Origin of the sequence: Bacillus sp. OxB-1, assembly GCF_000829195.1 — a bacterium.
Lineage (GTDB): Bacteria > Bacillota > Bacilli > Bacillales_A > Planococcaceae > Sporosarcina.
Genome location: NZ_AP013294.1, coordinates 3,284,074 through 3,299,177 on the forward strand (window position 1 = coordinate 3,284,074; position 15,104 = coordinate 3,299,177).

16 protein-coding genes are annotated in these 15,104 nt (G+C 47.5%); 4 read left to right on the forward strand and 12 right to left on the reverse strand.

From position 1 onward, the window contains the following. The first annotated feature begins 59 nt into the window (after positions 1–59). Positions 60–386, forward strand: coding sequence for a YtpI family protein (locus OXB_RS16325; protein WP_041075558.1), 327 nt, complete (start codon positions 60–62; stop codon positions 384–386). Between the two features lie 33 nt (positions 387–419). On the opposite strand, the gene OXB_RS16330 is transcribed toward OXB_RS16325, so the two are convergent. Next, on the reverse strand, positions 420–1,727 hold the full coding sequence (locus tag OXB_RS16330) for a DRTGG domain-containing protein (protein ID WP_041075561.1): 1,308 nt from the start codon (positions 1,725–1,727) through the stop codon (positions 420–422). A gap of 103 nt (positions 1,728–1,830) precedes the next feature. After that, positions 1,831–2,511 carry a metal-dependent hydrolase gene (locus OXB_RS16335; RefSeq protein WP_041075564.1) on the reverse strand — a complete coding sequence of 227 codons (681 nt, stop codon included), beginning with the start codon at positions 2,509–2,511 and terminating at the stop codon, positions 1,831–1,833. 104 nt (positions 2,512–2,615) lie between these two features. On the opposite strand from OXB_RS16335, the gene OXB_RS16340 reads away from it, so the two are divergent. Then, complete coding sequence (locus OXB_RS16340) at positions 2,616–3,707, forward strand: M24 family metallopeptidase (protein WP_041075566.1); 1,092 nt, start codon at positions 2,616–2,618, stop codon at positions 3,705–3,707. Between the two features lie 45 nt (positions 3,708–3,752). Here OXB_RS16340 and ald read toward each other — a convergent pair whose 3' ends face one another. Continuing rightward, the gene (gene ald / locus OXB_RS16345) at positions 3,753–4,871 is read right to left on the reverse strand and encodes an alanine dehydrogenase (RefSeq protein ID WP_041075568.1); all 1,119 of its coding nucleotides are present in this window, start codon (positions 4,869–4,871) and stop codon (positions 3,753–3,755) included. A 275-nt stretch (positions 4,872–5,146) separates the two neighbouring features. Between ald and OXB_RS16350 the strand changes: the two genes are divergently transcribed. Beyond that, positions 5,147–5,593, forward strand: a complete 447-nt coding sequence (locus OXB_RS16350; RefSeq protein WP_041075570.1) for a universal stress protein — start codon at positions 5,147–5,149, stop codon at positions 5,591–5,593. Positions 5,594–5,639: 46 nt separating this feature from the next. On the opposite strand, the gene OXB_RS16355 is transcribed toward OXB_RS16350, so the two are convergent. The 5 genes from OXB_RS16355 to sppA are packed head-to-tail and all read right to left on the reverse strand — an operon-like array spanning position 5,640 to position 9,991. Continuing rightward, the gene (locus OXB_RS16355) at positions 5,640–6,833 is read right to left on the reverse strand and encodes an acetate kinase (RefSeq protein WP_041075572.1); all 1,194 of its coding nucleotides are present in this window, start codon (positions 6,831–6,833) and stop codon (positions 5,640–5,642) included. A 37-nt stretch (positions 6,834–6,870) separates the two neighbouring features. Further along, positions 6,871–7,794 carry a class I SAM-dependent methyltransferase gene (locus tag OXB_RS16360; protein WP_041075574.1) on the reverse strand — a complete coding sequence of 308 codons (924 nt, stop codon included), beginning with the start codon at positions 7,792–7,794 and terminating at the stop codon, positions 6,871–6,873. A gap of 57 nt (positions 7,795–7,851) precedes the next feature. Continuing rightward, positions 7,852–8,358, reverse strand: coding sequence for a thiol peroxidase (tpx, locus tag OXB_RS16365; protein WP_041075576.1), 507 nt, complete (start codon positions 8,356–8,358; stop codon positions 7,852–7,854). A gap of 55 nt (positions 8,359–8,413) precedes the next feature. Next, a complete protein-coding gene (locus OXB_RS16370; protein WP_052484117.1) occupies positions 8,414–8,968 on the reverse strand; it encodes an RDD family protein in 555 nt (184 codons plus the stop codon). A 12-nt stretch (positions 8,969–8,980) separates the two neighbouring features. Further along, positions 8,981–9,991, reverse strand: coding sequence for a signal peptide peptidase SppA (sppA, locus tag OXB_RS16375; RefSeq protein WP_041075578.1), 1,011 nt, complete (start codon positions 9,989–9,991; stop codon positions 8,981–8,983). Positions 9,992–10,099: 108 nt separating this feature from the next. On the opposite strand from sppA, the gene OXB_RS16380 reads away from it, so the two are divergent. After that, a complete protein-coding gene (locus OXB_RS16380; protein WP_041075580.1) occupies positions 10,100–10,900 on the forward strand; it encodes an NAD kinase in 801 nt (266 codons plus the stop codon). 256 nt (positions 10,901–11,156) lie between these two features. Here the strand turns inward: OXB_RS16380 and OXB_RS16385 are convergent, their stop codons facing one another. The 4 genes from OXB_RS16385 to OXB_RS16400 form a co-directional block, all read right to left on the reverse strand. Continuing rightward, positions 11,157–11,447, reverse strand: coding sequence for a hypothetical protein (locus tag OXB_RS16385; RefSeq protein ID WP_041075582.1), 291 nt, complete (start codon positions 11,445–11,447; stop codon positions 11,157–11,159). Positions 11,448–12,015: 568 nt separating this feature from the next. Further along, a complete protein-coding gene (rarD, locus tag OXB_RS16390) occupies positions 12,016–12,924 on the reverse strand; it encodes an EamA family transporter RarD (protein ID WP_041075584.1) in 909 nt (302 codons plus the stop codon). Between the two features lie 186 nt (positions 12,925–13,110). After that, positions 13,111–14,682, reverse strand: a complete 1,572-nt coding sequence (mbcS, locus tag OXB_RS16395; protein ID WP_041075586.1) for an acyl-CoA synthetase MbcS — start codon at positions 14,680–14,682, stop codon at positions 13,111–13,113. A gap of 180 nt (positions 14,683–14,862) precedes the next feature. Further along, positions 14,863–15,072: an alpha/beta-type small acid-soluble spore protein gene (locus tag OXB_RS16400; protein ID WP_041075588.1), complete on the reverse strand. Its 210-nt coding sequence runs from the start codon at positions 15,070–15,072 to the stop codon at positions 14,863–14,865. Positions 15,073–15,104 lie beyond the last annotated feature (32 nt).

A 15,104-nucleotide genomic window follows, 5' to 3' on the forward strand; every position in this document is an offset into this window, starting at 1 on the left:
GTCGCAATCCTCTTGAAAAGCCGCTACAATAGAAGAAGTTCTGTTAATGGAGGGCTTTCATGTTAGGTTCAAATTTAAATTTCATATTCGTGTTTTTGATCATTGCTTCCGGGGTCTTTTATTTTTATTTCAAGACGCGGCAGTTCCGGACAAGACAAATATTTCCGATTCGAAAGAAGATGTACGCCAGTATGGCGGGAGCTTCCCTCGGCGGATTATTAGTATCCTTCGGAATCAACCAGATCATCCTGTTCGATGGAATCACTACATATGTCATCGCGGCCATCTTCATTTTGTTCGGCGCGTATGTACTGATTTTCAATTATAAAGCCTATAAACATTATAGATCGTTTGTCGATGAAGAAACAAAATTGAACGAAAACTGATGCCTGCCAGCGTCAGTTTTTTTGTTCTTTCCATCAACGCTCAAACAATTGGTACATGATCATCGCTTTTGCTGCGAGTTCCCCTTCCGCCATAATATCGAAATCGACTTTGACGAAGCGGCGGCTCATTTGCAGGAGACGCGGTTCAACGAAGACCGTGCTTCCGAGCTGGATATGCTTCAGGAAATAGAGCGTCATATTCTCCGGGACACTCTCCCCCCGTTTGTGTATTTTAATCGCGCGATTTCCCGCTTCGTTGATCAGCGTCGACATTACCCCATAGGATAATGAACCGAACTGGTTCGTCATTTGTGGAGTGACGGTGAATTCAACCGTATCCGGTTCACCTTGTACCGATTTCATCTGACTTTTGACAATATCATCCAGCGTCTGCCCCTGTTGCGGCTGCCGCTGGGTCATTTGCAATGCTTTCAGGACATCCTGCCGACTGATGATCCCGCCAAGCACCCCCGATTCCATGACAACGGGCATGAGGTCGATCCCTTCCCAGATCATGCTATGACCTGCCGATGCCACACTCGTTTTGGCTGTCACAGTGATCGGATGCCGGGTCATGACTTTCTCGATCAGATCATTATCGTCTTTCCCGATGACGTCCCGGGACGTGATGATTCCGACAAGTTTGCCGTTTTTTTCGACAACGGGATAGCCGGAGTGCGACGTCCGATTATTCACTTCGTGGAAGTCGGTCACCCTGTCTTTCGTCTGAAGGGTGACAGTTTCTGACAACGGCGTGAGGATGTCTTCGACGAGCAATATTTCCTTTTCGATCAATTGGTCATAGATCGCCCGGTTCAGCATCGTGGCCACTGTGAAAGTGTCATAGCTTGTGGAAATGATCGGCAGGTCCAGTTCATCCGCCAATCGCTTCGCTTCGTCCGAAGCATCGAATCCTCCGGTAATCAACACCGCTGCCCCGGCATGGAGAGCCGTCTCATGTGCTTTCAGCCGGTTTCCCACGATGAGGAGGCTGCCGGCATCGATATAGCGCATCATATCTTCCAATTGCATGGCGCCGATCACGAATTTTGTCAACGTCTTATGTAGGCCGCCACGCCCACCGAGTACCAATCCGTCGACAATATTGAGTACTTCAGCAAACGTGAGGCGTTCAATATTCTCTTTCTTCTTTTTCTCAATACGGATTGTGCCGACACGTTCAATCGTATTGACGAGTTTTTGGTTTTCCGCTTCCTTGATGGCACGGTAAGCGGTCCCTTCACTAACAGAAAGGGCACGGGCGATCTGGCGTACGGATATTTTCTCGCCTACATCCAGCCCTTCGATATATCGTAATATCAATTCGTGTTTTGTCGACATATACTTCACCTTTTTCCTATGATGGCCTTACAGACCATATTACCACAAAACAGACGAAAAGATCCGGTCCGGAATTCCTGTGCCGATGTCCGGACCGAATGATTTACAATTCGAAGGCTTCCCCGACTGCCATCACTTTCACTTCATGCTCTTTCACCAATCGCTTGAAATCCTCCGGGTCTTGTTCAATTGGAGGGAATGTATTGAAATGGATGGGCACCGCGAGCTTCGGTTGAAGCAATTCGACAGCATACGCCGCGTCTTCCGGCCCCATCGTGAAATTATCGCCGATCGGCAAAAAGGCGACGTCGATCGGATGCCGTTTCCCGATCAATTCCATATCCCCGAACAGCGAAGTGTCACCCGCGTGATAAATCGTCTTCCCTTCCGCTGTGAATAAAATCCCTGCCGGCATTCCCGTGTAGATGAATTCATTATTTTCGGTCGTGTAAGAGGAACTATGGAAAGCTTTCGTAAATTTCACAGATCCGAAATCGAATTCCTTGGAACCGCCGATATTCATCCCATGTGTTTTTACGCCGTCCATCGCCAAATAGTTCGCCAATTCATTCGGTGCGACGACGAGGGCATTACATGCTTTCGCAATGGCGACCGTATCGCCGACGTGATCATTATGTCCATGCGTAAGCAAAATGACGTCCGGCTTTTCCTCTTCCACCTTCAAATCGGTCAATTTATTTCCATTGATGAAAGGATCGATCAGAATCGACTTCCCTCCCGTCACAATTTTAACAATCGAATGGCCATGGTATGAAATTTGCATTCGCCTATCCCTCCAACTTTTTGTCTTCAGGAACTTATTTCGCCTAGATTCGTGAAAGTCCTCTTTTTTGTTATGATAGGGCTAGCGAAAGGTGGAGAATGTCGATGAAACAAGTAGATGTTTTACGAAATTATGTTAGAGAAGCGAATGTGCAGGCGGGATTCATAACAACTCCCGACAATGTGTTCTATCTGTCAGGCTTCCGGAGTGAGCCCCATGAAAGGCTGCTGGGCATCATGGTATTCCCGGAGGAGGAGCCTTTTCTCATTTGTCCCAGAATGGAAGTTCCCGATGCCAATGCGGCGGGCTGGCCATACGAAATTGTCGGCTATTCGGATACGGAAGATGCCTGGGCCGTCTTGTGGGATTCTGTCCGGAAGCGCGGAATAGCCCCATCCACGATTGCTATTGAAAAGTCCCATCTGACAGTGGACCGATTCGAGCGGATGCAGGAGCTGTTTCACGGCGCAGCATTCAAGTCTTTGGATGGGCATTTGAATGAAATGCGGGTCATCAAGAGCGAAAAAGAGCTCGTCAACATGAGAAAAGCGGCAGAGCTTGCCGATTTGGCGATCCAAATCGGTTGCGAGGAGATTGCGGAAGGTAAAACAGAATTGGAAATCCTAACGAAAATCGAATTTGAGATGATGAAAAGAGGAGCCGAAAAAATGGCTTTCGAAACGATGGTCCTCTCCGGCCCCAAATCGGCATCTCCCCACGGAAAACCGGGGGAACGCAAAATCCAACAAGGGGATTTCATCTTGTTCGATCTGGGGGTCGTCTATAACGGATATTGTTCCGACATCACACGGACCGTCGCTTTCGGTGAACCGACAGCAGAGATGCGCACCATCTATGAAACGGTACGAAAAGCGGAGCAAGCCGCCGTCGAAATTGTCCGCCCCGGCATCCAGGCGAAGACAGTCGACCAAACCGCCCGCAAAATCATCGAGGAAGCAGGGTATGGCGACTACTTTCCCCACCGGATCGGGCATGGCCTCGGTATTTCCATTCACGAATACCCTTCCGTCACCGATACGAACGAGCTCATTTTGCGCGAAGGAATGGTGTTCACCATTGAACCAGGCATCTATGTCCCAGGCCTTGCCGGCGTCCGGATCGAAGACGACGTCGCCGTCACGGCAGATGGCGTGGAAGTGCTCACCAAATTTCCAAAGGAGCTCCTCATTTTATAGGACGCGAAAAGAGCAATCCGAGAATGGATTGCTCTTCTTTCTATCTCACCCTTCCAACAAGGTTGCGGCCGGCACGTATTCAAGGCCTTGCGCTTCGGCGACCGCTTGATACGTCACATAGCCATCCAGCGTATTGATGCCTTTTTGGAGCGAAATATTGTCCAAACACGCTTGCTTGAATCCTTTGTTTGCGATTTGCAGCGCATACGGGACGGTCATATTCGTCAAAGCGACTGTGGAAGTTTGAGGAACCGCACCCGGAATATTTGGAACTGCGTAATGGACGACGTCGTGCTTCACATAAACGGGATCGTCATGTGTTGTAACCCGATCGGATGTTGCAAAAATTCCGCCTTGGTCGATGGCAATATCGACGATGACGGATCCTGGTTTCATCTCTTTCACCATTTCTTCCGTCACCAACGTGGGAGCTTTCGCACCCGGAATCAATACTGCGCCGATGACGACATCCGCATTTTTTACAACTTTGGCGATATTGAAAGGATTGGATACGAGCGTTTGAATACTATTGCCGAAGATGTCATCCAATTGACGAAGCCGTTCGACAGAAAGGTCAAGCACTGTGACTTGCGCTCCCATGCCGACTGCTACACGAGCCGCATTCGTCCCAGCTTGTCCACCCCCGATAATGGCCACGCTCCCGCGGGAGACACCAGGTACACCGGAAAGCAGAATACCTTTCCCGCCTTTCGTTTTTTCCAAATACTGCGAACCGATTTGGATAGCCATCCGACCAGCCACTTCACTCATCGGTGCAAGAAGCGGTAACGAGTTATTCGGGAGCTGTACGGTTTCGTAAGCAATGCCAATCATTTTTTTATCCAAAAGCGCTTTGGTCAACTCCAATTCAGGCGCCAAGTGTAAATATGTAAAAAGGATCAGTCCTTCGCGGAAGTAGCCATATTCGGATGGAGAAGGCTCTTTTACTTTCATCACCATATCGACATCCCATGCTTCCGCTCCTGTGTCGACAATCTTTGCGCCCGCTTCCTTATATTCTTCGTCTGTAAAATTCGAACCAAGACCTGCTCCTGTTTCAATCAGGACTTCATGACCTGCCGATTTCAAGTTGAAAACTCCTGCCGGTGTCATGGCAACACGGTTCTCGTTGTTTTTAATCTCTTTTGGAACTCCAATAAGCATTGTGACTCCTCCTAAAATTAGGTATATTCAATCCTGCAGCCCGTTTAAATCCGAATCGGGTCACGGTTTCTTCAATTTTATCAGATTTTCGATATCATTGCTTTAATTTCAAAAAACTTATCTCTAAATAATCCATAGCAAATGCGAAGAAGGGCATTGTAACAATTCCGTAAAATTTTAACAAAAATCTTCGTTTTTTTAAAAGGATTTAGTCAATCTCTGTCGAAACCAAGTAGAGAAGTAGAAGAATTAATTTATAGGATGGAGTGGGTAACATGACATTGGTATACAAACAAATTATCGTAGCAGTGGACGGTTCCAAAGAGTCGGAATGGGCTTTCAAAAAAGCGGTGGGCATCGCTGGCCGGAACGAAGCTACGTTGAACCTTGTCAACATCATCGATACGCGTTCCTATGCGGCTGTCGAAGCATACGATCGGTCCATTGCGGAAAGAGCGCAGAAGTTTGCGGAAGAATTATTGACAGAATACAAAGCGGAAGCTGAAAAAGCCGGCATCAAAAACGTCAATACGATCGTCGAGTACGGCTCTCCGAAAACAATGATCTCCCGTGACCTGTCTACGAAAGTCAATGCGGATCTGATCATCTGCGGAGCAACCGGGCTTAATAAAGTCGAGCGCTTCCTGATCGGCAGCGTTTCCGAAAATATCGTCCGTTCTGCAAAATGCGACGTTCTTGTCATCCGTACACCGGAAGAGTAAGAACAAAAAAGGCCCTCTTCCCTTAGTCGGGAGGACGGCCTTTCTTCTATTCCAGCCCCGCTACACGCACCGTATCCCGGGCAATCATCACTTCTTCATTTGTCGGAATCACAAGCACTTTTACAGGAGAGTATGGAAAGCTGAGATAGCCTTCTTTCCCTCTGATTTTATTCAAATCCGGGTCGAAGTACACACCCATGAACTCCAGGCCTTCCAACACTTTACTGCGGATGACCGTACTATTCTCCCCGATGCCGGCGGTGAAGAGGATGGCGTCCACGCCGCCCATCCTGGCAGCATAGGAACCGATATACTTATGAATGCGGTCCGCAAATACGTCGAGCGCCAGTTGTGCGCGCTGATTGCCTTTCGTCGCTTCGATCTCAATATCCCGCAAATCGCTGGAAAATCCTGAAACCGCCAACATGCCGGATTGCTTGTTCAGCACATCGATCACTTCCTCAGCGGATTTCCCGGTTTGCTCCATGATATACGGGATAAGGGCCGGGTCAATGTTACCGGAACGGGTTCCCATCGTCACACCCGCCAACGGGGTGAAGCCCATCGATGTATCCAGCGACCTGCCTCCTTCCACCGCCGCGATACTAGCACCGTTCCCTAGATGACAAGAGATAAGGCGCGTATCCTGAAGGGGCCTATTTAAGATTTGAGCGGCCCGCTCTGTCACATATTTATGGCTCGTTCCATGGAAGCCGTATTTCCGGATGCCGTATTTTTCGTAGTACTCATAAGGTAATGGATAGAGAAAAGAGCTTTCCGGCATCGTTTGATGAAAAGCGGTGTCGAATACGACAACTGCCGGAACGTCAGGCAATGCTTTCTTAAATTCTTGAATTCCGACAATATTGGCAGGATTATGGAGTGGCGCCAAGCTGGAGAGCTCCATCAATTTCTCCACGACTACATCCGTAATCAATACGGAGTCATTGAAAACCTCGCCTCCATGAACAACCCGATGCCCAATTCCGTCGATTTCATCGTACGAAGTGACAATCTGATCCTCGATGAGCGCCTCCAATAAGAGGGATACAGCTTTTTGATGATCGGGGATGTCCAGTATCCTTTCGACTTCTCCCTTGTCAGACTCCATTTGAAAAATTCCGTCGTGCAAGCCGATCCGTTCCACTCTTCCGATTGCTACCACCTTTTCTTCCGGCATCTGAAGCAATTGGAACTTCAACGACGAACTGCCCGCATTTACAGCTAAAATGCTACGCATTCCATTTCCTCCCTCTTATCAGCATAATGGCTCACTATCAGCGGACCTCTTCCTCATCTACCCAGCTATCGATTTTCTGCAGGAAGAGGGACATCGCTTTTGCGTCTGTCATATTTGGAACTTTGGCTAGCAGAACATCGGACGTCCGCTGCCGTTCCGGATCGGGCTTTTGCAAAACGAGTATGCTTTTCTCATGCACGGCATGTTTGAACAATGTGCTGGGGAGCTGGATCACCGCCAGGATGACAGTTTTCTGCTTCAAGAAAGGATGCAAATCGGATGCTTGAGCCGTATCAAACAAGTTTGCCGGGATGACAAATAACGCGTATCCCCCCGGCTTCAGATGGTTCATCGATTGCTCGATAAACAGATGGTGGGCATACGCATGTCCTTCTGACGGCATAAGCTCAAAATTCAGTGCATTGTCATCATCCGGATAATAACCGACCGGCAGATCGCTAACGACCATATCAACCGGGTCGACGAGCAAAGGCCGCAGCGCATCCTGGACATAGAAACTGACAGGGTGCTCGAGCAATTCCGCTGTCACCGCTGCCAATCGGACGAGCAAGTCATCGATCTCCACGGCCGTGGCGGCCACACCTGCCCCGATGGCATCCATGACGGTATACAACAAATTCCCCGTTCCGGCAGCAGGATCCAGTATCTTGGTATTCTTCTGTCCTTGCAGCAATCTGCCGGCCATATGTCCCATCAGCATCCCGATCGAGTCGGGGGTCATCTGATGATGCGGCTGGACATCCTGTTTCATCCCTTTCAGAATGGCCAATTGGATTCCCCGGCGGATTTCTTCTTTCCGTACCGGTTCCGTAACGCCAGGACCGTCTGCACCCGACAGCCATTTTTCACAAGCCTGTTTGATCGCTTCCAAATAGACGTCTTCACTTGATTCCGCATATGTATCCAAGTATGCGAAGATTTTCTCCGTATTCGTTGTCATTTTTCGATCCCTCTACTAAAGAAAACCCACCCGTCTCCGAGTGGGTTTTAAGTATTCTTATTTTGTTAGTTGTTTGACCGCTTCTACCGCTTTTTCATAGTCCGGGTGGTTCGTCCCCTCGCTGACGTATTCTACATACGTCACCTTATTGTCTTTGTCGATGACAAAGACGGAACGTGCCAGTAACCGCAGTTCTTCCATGACGACCCCATAAGCTTTCCCGAAGGAGAGATCCCGGTGATCGGATAGTGTTTGAACGTTTTCAATCCCTTCCGCCGCGCACCATCTGGCTTGCGCAAAAGGCAAATCGACTGAAATCGTCAGCACATGGACATCTTCCCCGAGCGAAGTCGCTTCTTCGTTGAACGTCCGCGTCTGTTTTGAACAGACCCCCGTGTCAATGGAAGGAATGACACTGATCAAACGGATTTTCCCGTTCGTATCGGCGAGAGTGACCGGACTTAGGTCATTTGCGAGAACTGTGAAATCAGGCGCCGTATCCCCGACCTTCACTTCTTCTCCTAGTAGTGTAACAGGATTGTTCTTAAATGTAACATTTGCCATTCATAAACGCCTCCTTGTCAGTCTTATCATACTCAATGAAGGGCACCTCTTGCAACTATTGTCTACCTGCCGAAACAGGCAATTCTTCCGTCTTTTCATAGGAATCCTCATGGACGACAACCGTATCCGCGAACAAGTCATGGAGCGCCTCTTTTTTCGGCATGAGGGCTGCGAGAAGATAAGGAATGAGGATCATCTTGGAAATGAATCTCCCGATCACTTCACGGAACAAGACCGTCCCCCAGTCAAGAGGCCGTCCGTCCTTCGTATCCACACGGATGCCTAAAATCATTTTCCCGATCGTTTGCCGGAACAACTTGGTCATCAACGCGAAATACAGCAGGAACACGGCCAATGTCGTAAGTTTGTATGGGCTGAACAGAAAGAAGGGCGGATTTGAAATTGCCATGCCCGACAGATGGAAGGCCGGCTTCAACAGAATGCCGCTGATGGCAGAAACTACGAGCAAATCGATGACATACGCCCAAAATCTAGTCCAGAAACCGGCGTACTTCAGATGGAATCGACCCGTTTCGATAGAATCTGCCGTTTTATCCGACAACTGGCTCTCATCGGGTTCCAACGGTCGAAAATCTTGAAATTCCGTCATCATCCATCCTCCTTATCTTTCACCGTATAGATACATCATTCGCGGTGCATTGTAGTCGGACAATAATTTGCCGATCAACTCGGATTCCACGTTGCCGCCGAAGAGATTTCGCGCCTTCACGCCGTAAAGCGACAGCCAACTGTCCTTTGCCGCGTATTCAAAGACGGTGGCATCTTTCAAATCATGGTCTTCCTTCATGGCTGAAATGACATCCCCCGCTTTTCCGAATTCATCGGCCAATCCGGCTTCGATCGCTTGGCGCCCATTCATGATACGTCCATCGGCAATCTTCTTCACTTCCGCCTCGGACATGCCGCGGCCTTCCTCGATAATATCGACAAACCGTTCGTACGAATCACCAATCATATCCTCCAGCATGGCCCGTTCCTCATCGGTCATCTCACGTGACCCGCTCATGATATCCTTGTAAGGACCTGTCTTGATCGTATCAAACGCGATACCGTATTTTTCCGCCAACTTGGAATAATTTACACTCTCCATAATGACGCCGATCGATCCGGTGATCGTTTCCCGGTTGACGAAGATTTTGTCTGCCGGCGCTGATATGTAATACCCGCCTGATGCTGCCATCCCTCCCATGGAGACATAAACAGGGATCTGCCTTTCCTCTTGGATCAATCGGATCGCATCATAAATATCCGCGGATTCAATCACTCCGCCACCCGGTGAATTGACTTTCAAAACGATTCCTTTAATCGAATCATTTTCCAAAACATCGTTCAACTGCTGCATGAATAGCCCGTGGTTATAACCCGCCGGCTGGAAGATGGATGAAGCACTCCCCAGATCTTGGATGACCCCATCAACCGCCATGACTGCAATTTTATCATTCCCTGCTCCAGGTTCAATTACCGATTCTCCATATTGCGATGTACTGGCCATCATCTTTTCGACAAATCCGTCAATATCTCGGGTAAATAAAAAAGACAGCGATGTGACTCCTATCGAGACGAAAACAAGCGCCGCCGCGATGACGATTGCAATCCATCGTTTCATTGACATGGATATTCCTCCTTTTCCTTTACAACATCCTATACGTTCTACTTCCCCCAAATGTTTCACAACATGCTAAAATAGGGAGTATCATATTCCGAAGGGGACGAATGATTTATGGCAGAACGGTCGAATGTATATATTTATTGTAAAAATGATGAAGAGACATTGGCTAAAAAAGCCAATGTCCAAGAGACGCTCCTCCACGAAGGATTTCAAATGTTGGAGTCCCATGAGGAGGCCAATATCATCATCAGTCTAGGACATGACGGTACTTTCCTGCAAGCCGTCCGGAAAACCGGTTTCCGGCAAGATTGCCTGTATGCCGGCATCACCTTGGATACTAGGCCGGGCTTTTATTGTGATTTCGATTATAACAATGTTTCGGAAATGATACACTTGATCCGCAATGCGGAGCTGAAAGTGAGACAATACCCGCTGATTGAAGTGACGATCGATGGACGGCAACCGTTCTACTGTTTGAATGAATTCAGCATCCGCTCCAATATTATCCGGATGTTCACTTTGGATATCATCATCGACGACACATTATTTGAAACCTTCCTGGGGGATGGCGTCATCGTATCGACTCCGACAGGCAGCACCGCGTACAATAAATCGGTGAATGGAGCGGTCGTCGACCCGATGCTGCCTTGTTTCCAAGTGACGGAACTCGCCTCCGTCAATACGAATTCCTTCCGGACGCTCGGATCGCCCTTCATCTTGAGCGGGGCACGGAAATTGAAGCTGCGGGTCCACCAAGACGGGAACGACTTCCCTTCCATGGCGGCGGACAATGAAGCGCTGGGCATCCGAAGGGTGGAAGATGTGGAAATCAGGCTAAGCGACAAAAAGATCAAAACAGTCAAGTTGAAAGACAACTCATTCTGGGAAAAAGTAGCACGGATTTATTTATAAAGAACGAAAAAAGCAGCCTAATGGGATAACGAGTTCGGTTGATGGGGATAAAATGCCAAAACGCACCTCAATTATCACCCTTATCAGCATACGTTTCGCACCTTAAGTAACAGTATAAACAGCATTAAAAAACGCACTTCATCTTAGGTGCGTTTTTACTTTTCGCATTTTATTGTTGTTATTTCAATATGCCTTACTTAACAATCGCGTCCGATTGTGGAAGAGGATTGCATTAAACATTATCCTTTTCCAGCCTTTAACGCTGAATGTTTTCTAACACACGAGGATTGTTTCCTTTGTTTGAATACGTGACGAAATAATCCACCTCTTCTTCGATAAGGTTCCAAACCATCTTCTCTTTTATCATTATCTTGAACGTTTCTTCTTTGTTCGGCATGCTCGGGTTGTATCCCTTGATCCAATATTCTTTGTTGTTGTTCGACTGACCTTTTTCAATCACAACAAACGACGAGGCGGTTGATCCCCCCCCACAAGAGGCGAGTAATAATGTGAAAAGGATGATGAATAGCCCAAAAGACTTTTTCATAAGTTTTTCTCCAGTGACTAAATAATGCTTTCAACAATCTAGCTCGTTTGTTGAATGAATACTTTAACTATAATCTATTCTACCGTAAAAGAACTCTCTTTCCTTTAATTAGTTTAACTATTTCAAAACTATTTTAACAACTATTTTTTAACAAATTAACAGGTGTTTTATCAGTACAATTATATAAGTTGAATTTATTATATTACCTATTAACTTAGTTGATTGGAGTGCAGAGCGGCGACTCCAGCGGGAACAGCGCGAGCTGAAGACCCCGCAGGAACGCAGTGACGAGGAGGCTGAAGCCGTGCCCGCGGAAAGCGTCCGCTCGGAACGGAAATCAACGGTTAGAAGAAGTTATTTATTTCAACTTATATAGCACTGTAATTCGCAATGGCACATAATTTTATGCGATGGTGTGAGTTACCATGCTAACAGCTGTGCCAATTCACCAGAATTTTAAGTCGTATCGTTGATATAACTACAAAAACAGGGACACCAATTCATATGCGAATTGCGTCCCTAATTAGTATGTTATTTCATGTTTTCTCCACATGTTCCGAACCCGTTACTAATGGGAGGCTGCTTTTTTCTGTTGGATGATTTCTGTAATCTTCGAAGTCATGAATAGGAGCAAGGCTGCCCAGATGAAGGAAAACGAAAGCAAGTCGATCGCTTCAAATTTCTCCCCGTATAGGCCGACCCCGATGATCAACATGAGGGTCGGGGCGATGTATTGCAAAAAGCCGACCAGGTTAAGTGGCATCGTCTGCGCTCCCTTGGCAAACATGATGAGTGGAAGTCCGGTTGCGACCCCCGTCAAAATCAATAGGATGTCCGTCCTGACATCAATCTGGAGGAAAGCCGTCGGGCCGGTAATTGTCAACCATACTAACGCGAGCAAAGCGAAAGGCAGGATGAACAATGTTTCGATGGCCAATCCCCGGACGGCATCCAATCGGATCTGCTTTTTCAAAAGACCATAGACCGCAAAAGAAAAGGCGAGGCCAAAAGACAACCAGGGAATATGTCCGTAGGAGAACGTTAAAATAATCACTCCGACCGTCGCCAAAGCAAATGCGAGCTGCTGAACACGCGACAATTTTTCCTTCAGGAAGAAAATTCCCAATAGGACGGAGACAAGGGGATTAATATAATACCCCAAGCTGGTTTGGACGATATGTCCGTGATTCACTGCCCATATGTAGAGGAACCAATTCCCCGAAATAAGCGCTGAAGCCAAACAAAGGTACCAAAAATCCTTTTTGGATTGCCAAAGTGTTTTCATATCATGAATGAGGAGTTTCCCATTTTTCATGAGGACGACAAGCAGAACCGTGAAGATAAACGCCCAGATGATTCGGGTAATTAAAATTTCAAAACTGCTGACATGCTGCAAAGTTTTCCAATAAACAGGCATGAATCCCCAGATGACATAAGCGCCAATCCCCCAGAGGACACCGTTTTTCTCTCTCTGCATAACGACGCCCCTTTCTACTAATTAAGATGCTTGTACCAAAGTATATACCCACCATGCTAAAGCGTAAAGACTTGATATTGGCACTAGTCGCTTTCCGACATCGATTCGAAGAGAGATCCTGCGGTTCAAAACAAGAGATAAAAACCGCCTTCCCAGATGAAAATCCGGAATGGCGGCTTTCTCCCCTTATTGCTGTTCCCTTTTCCGTAATTCCACACGCATGATCTTACCTGAACTGGTTTTCGGAAGTTCAGAAACGAACTCGACTTTCCGTGGATATTTGTATGGCGCTGTCAATTGCTTCACGTGTTCCTGAAGCTCCTCCACAATGCCTTCCGCCTTTTCCTGTTCCGGATCGCGAAGGACGATAAACGCTTTGACTACACTCCCCCGAACTTCATCAGGACTGCCGACGACGGCACATTCACGGACGGCCGGATGTTTCGTAAGCGCATCCTCGACTTCGAAAGGCCCAATCGTGTAGCCGGAGCTGATGATGATATCATCGCCGCGCCCTTCAAACCAGAAGTATCCATCTTCGTCTTTTTTCGCTTGGTCCCCCGTGACGTAATATTCACCGCGGAACTGCATTTTCGTCCGTTCCGGATCATTCAAATACTCTTTAAACAAAGCCGGAGTTGAAATATGGACGGCGATATCCCCGACTTCTCCAACCGCCGCCGGCTCCCCGTTTTCGTTGATGATCTCTACACGATTGCCAGGTGTCGGTTTCCCCATTGAACCGGGCCGTGCTTCCATGCCGATCATCGTTCCGACTAACAAGGTGTTCTCTGTTTGTCCATAGCCATCCCGTACTTGCAGGGAGAAGAGTTTATCGAATGTGTCGATGACTTCACGATTCAATGGCTCTCCCGCGGAAACCGCACTGCGAAGGGATGAAAGGTCATAATTCGCCAAACTCTCTTCCTTGGCGATGAAACGATATTCCGTCGGTGTGCAGCAAATAACATTCACTTGGTATTTGCCGATCATTTCCAAGTATTTGACTGCGTCAAACTTGGCATTATAGATAAAGCCTGTCGCCCCGCTTCCCAAGACGGATAAGAAAGGCGACCAGATCCATTTTTGCCAACCTGGAGCGGCAGTTGCCCAGACGACGTCCCCTTCCTGGATGCCTAGCCAATTCGGTCCGGCTGTCTTTAAATGCGCATATCCCCAGCCATGCGTATGGACAACCCCTTTCGGCTTGCCTGTCGTTCCAGACGTATAAGATAAAAAAGCCATATCTGAACTTTTGATTTCCGGTGCTTCAAAATCAGGAGATGCTGATTCCATCTGCTCCGTCAATGAAATTTGGCCTTCTCCGGCTTTGCCGATCAAAAATAATTTCACATCTCCCATGTTTTTAACATCATTGAACTGATCGGAAAATGCGTCAAACGCAACGATGGCTTTCGCATTACTATGTGCAAGCCGGTATTCGATATCCGACGCGCGTAGCATTTCGGAACTAGGAATGACTACTATACCCGCTTTCAATGCTCCGATGTACGTAACATAAGCCTCAATGACACGGGGCACCATGACTAGGACAACATCCCCTTTCCCTAGTCCATTCGAAGTGAAAACGTTTGCAGTCTTGTTCGCCAAGGCCATCAATTCATCGTATGTAACCTCTTTCTTTTCCCCCTGTGCATCCACATAGATGAGTGCCTTTCTGCCGTCCCCCGTCGCGTATTTTTCAAACTCGCTCGCCAGATTATATTGCTCCGGTGCTAGCAATTCTTCCCGCTTCATCACAACTCCCCCTTTTCATATCACCCTAATTATACAAAAATTCACGCTACAATTCAAAATAATTTTTCATTTCGCAAGAAGTATTGTTTTTTAAAAATAAATTAGGGCAAACTGAATAGAATTATCTTTGTACAAACGAAAAACCGCCCCGAAAATTTCGGGACGGCTTTTCTAACATGCTTATTGTTGGTAACCGCTCATTTGCTGTTGAGCCTGTCGAACTAATCGCTTTGTAATTTCTCCGCCTACGGATCCGTTGGCACGCGATGTTGAATCAGGTCCAAGGTTTACTCCGAATTCTGCTGCGATTTCGTTCTTCATTTGGTCAAGCGCTTGTTGTACGCCAGGTACAAGAAGTTGGTTCGAGTTTCCGCTGTTGTTGTTTGGCATCGTCTGTCACCTCCTTGTGACAATAGAATGGT

Bases quoted from the DNA above. Each gene is read 5' to 3' on its own strand.
- rarD (WP_041075584.1), bottom strand. From the start codon at position 12,924: ATGCAGAGAGAGAAAAACGGTGTCCTCTGGGGGATTGGCGCTTATGTC.
- tpx (WP_041075576.1), bottom strand. From the start codon at position 8,358: ATGGCAAATGTTACATTTAAGAACAATCCTGTTACACTACTAGGAGAA.
- OXB_RS16370 (WP_052484117.1), bottom strand. From the start codon at position 8,968: ATGACGGAATTTCAAGATTTTCGACCGTTGGAACCCGATGAGAGCCAG.
- sppA (WP_041075578.1), bottom strand. From the start codon at position 9,991: ATGTCAATGAAACGATGGATTGCAATCGTCATCGCGGCGGCGCTTGTT.
- OXB_RS16330 (WP_041075561.1), bottom strand. From the start codon at position 1,727: ATGTCGACAAAACACGAATTGATATTACGATATATCGAAGGGCTGGAT.
- OXB_RS16385 (WP_041075582.1), bottom strand. From the start codon at position 11,447: ATGAAAAAGTCTTTTGGGCTATTCATCATCCTTTTCACATTATTACTC.
- OXB_RS16340 (WP_041075566.1), top strand. From the start codon at position 2,616: ATGAAACAAGTAGATGTTTTACGAAATTATGTTAGAGAAGCGAATGTG.
- OXB_RS16360 (WP_041075574.1), bottom strand. From the start codon at position 7,794: ATGACAACGAATACGGAGAAAATCTTCGCATACTTGGATACATATGCG.
- OXB_RS16355 (WP_041075572.1), bottom strand. From the start codon at position 6,833: ATGCGTAGCATTTTAGCTGTAAATGCGGGCAGTTCGTCGTTGAAGTTC.
- OXB_RS16380 (WP_041075580.1), top strand. From the start codon at position 10,100: ATGGCAGAACGGTCGAATGTATATATTTATTGTAAAAATGATGAAGAG.
- OXB_RS16400 (WP_041075588.1), bottom strand. From the start codon at position 15,072: ATGCCAAACAACAACAGCGGAAACTCGAACCAACTTCTTGTACCTGGC.
- OXB_RS16335 (WP_041075564.1), bottom strand. From the start codon at position 2,511: ATGCAAATTTCATACCATGGCCATTCGATTGTTAAAATTGTGACGGGA.
- ald (WP_041075568.1), bottom strand. From the start codon at position 4,871: ATGCTTATTGGAGTTCCAAAAGAGATTAAAAACAACGAGAACCGTGTT.
- OXB_RS16325 (WP_041075558.1), top strand. From the start codon at position 60: ATGTTAGGTTCAAATTTAAATTTCATATTCGTGTTTTTGATCATTGCT.
- OXB_RS16350 (WP_041075570.1), top strand. From the start codon at position 5,147: ATGACATTGGTATACAAACAAATTATCGTAGCAGTGGACGGTTCCAAA.
- mbcS (WP_041075586.1), bottom strand. From the start codon at position 14,682: ATGAAGCGGGAAGAATTGCTAGCACCGGAGCAATATAATCTGGCGAGC.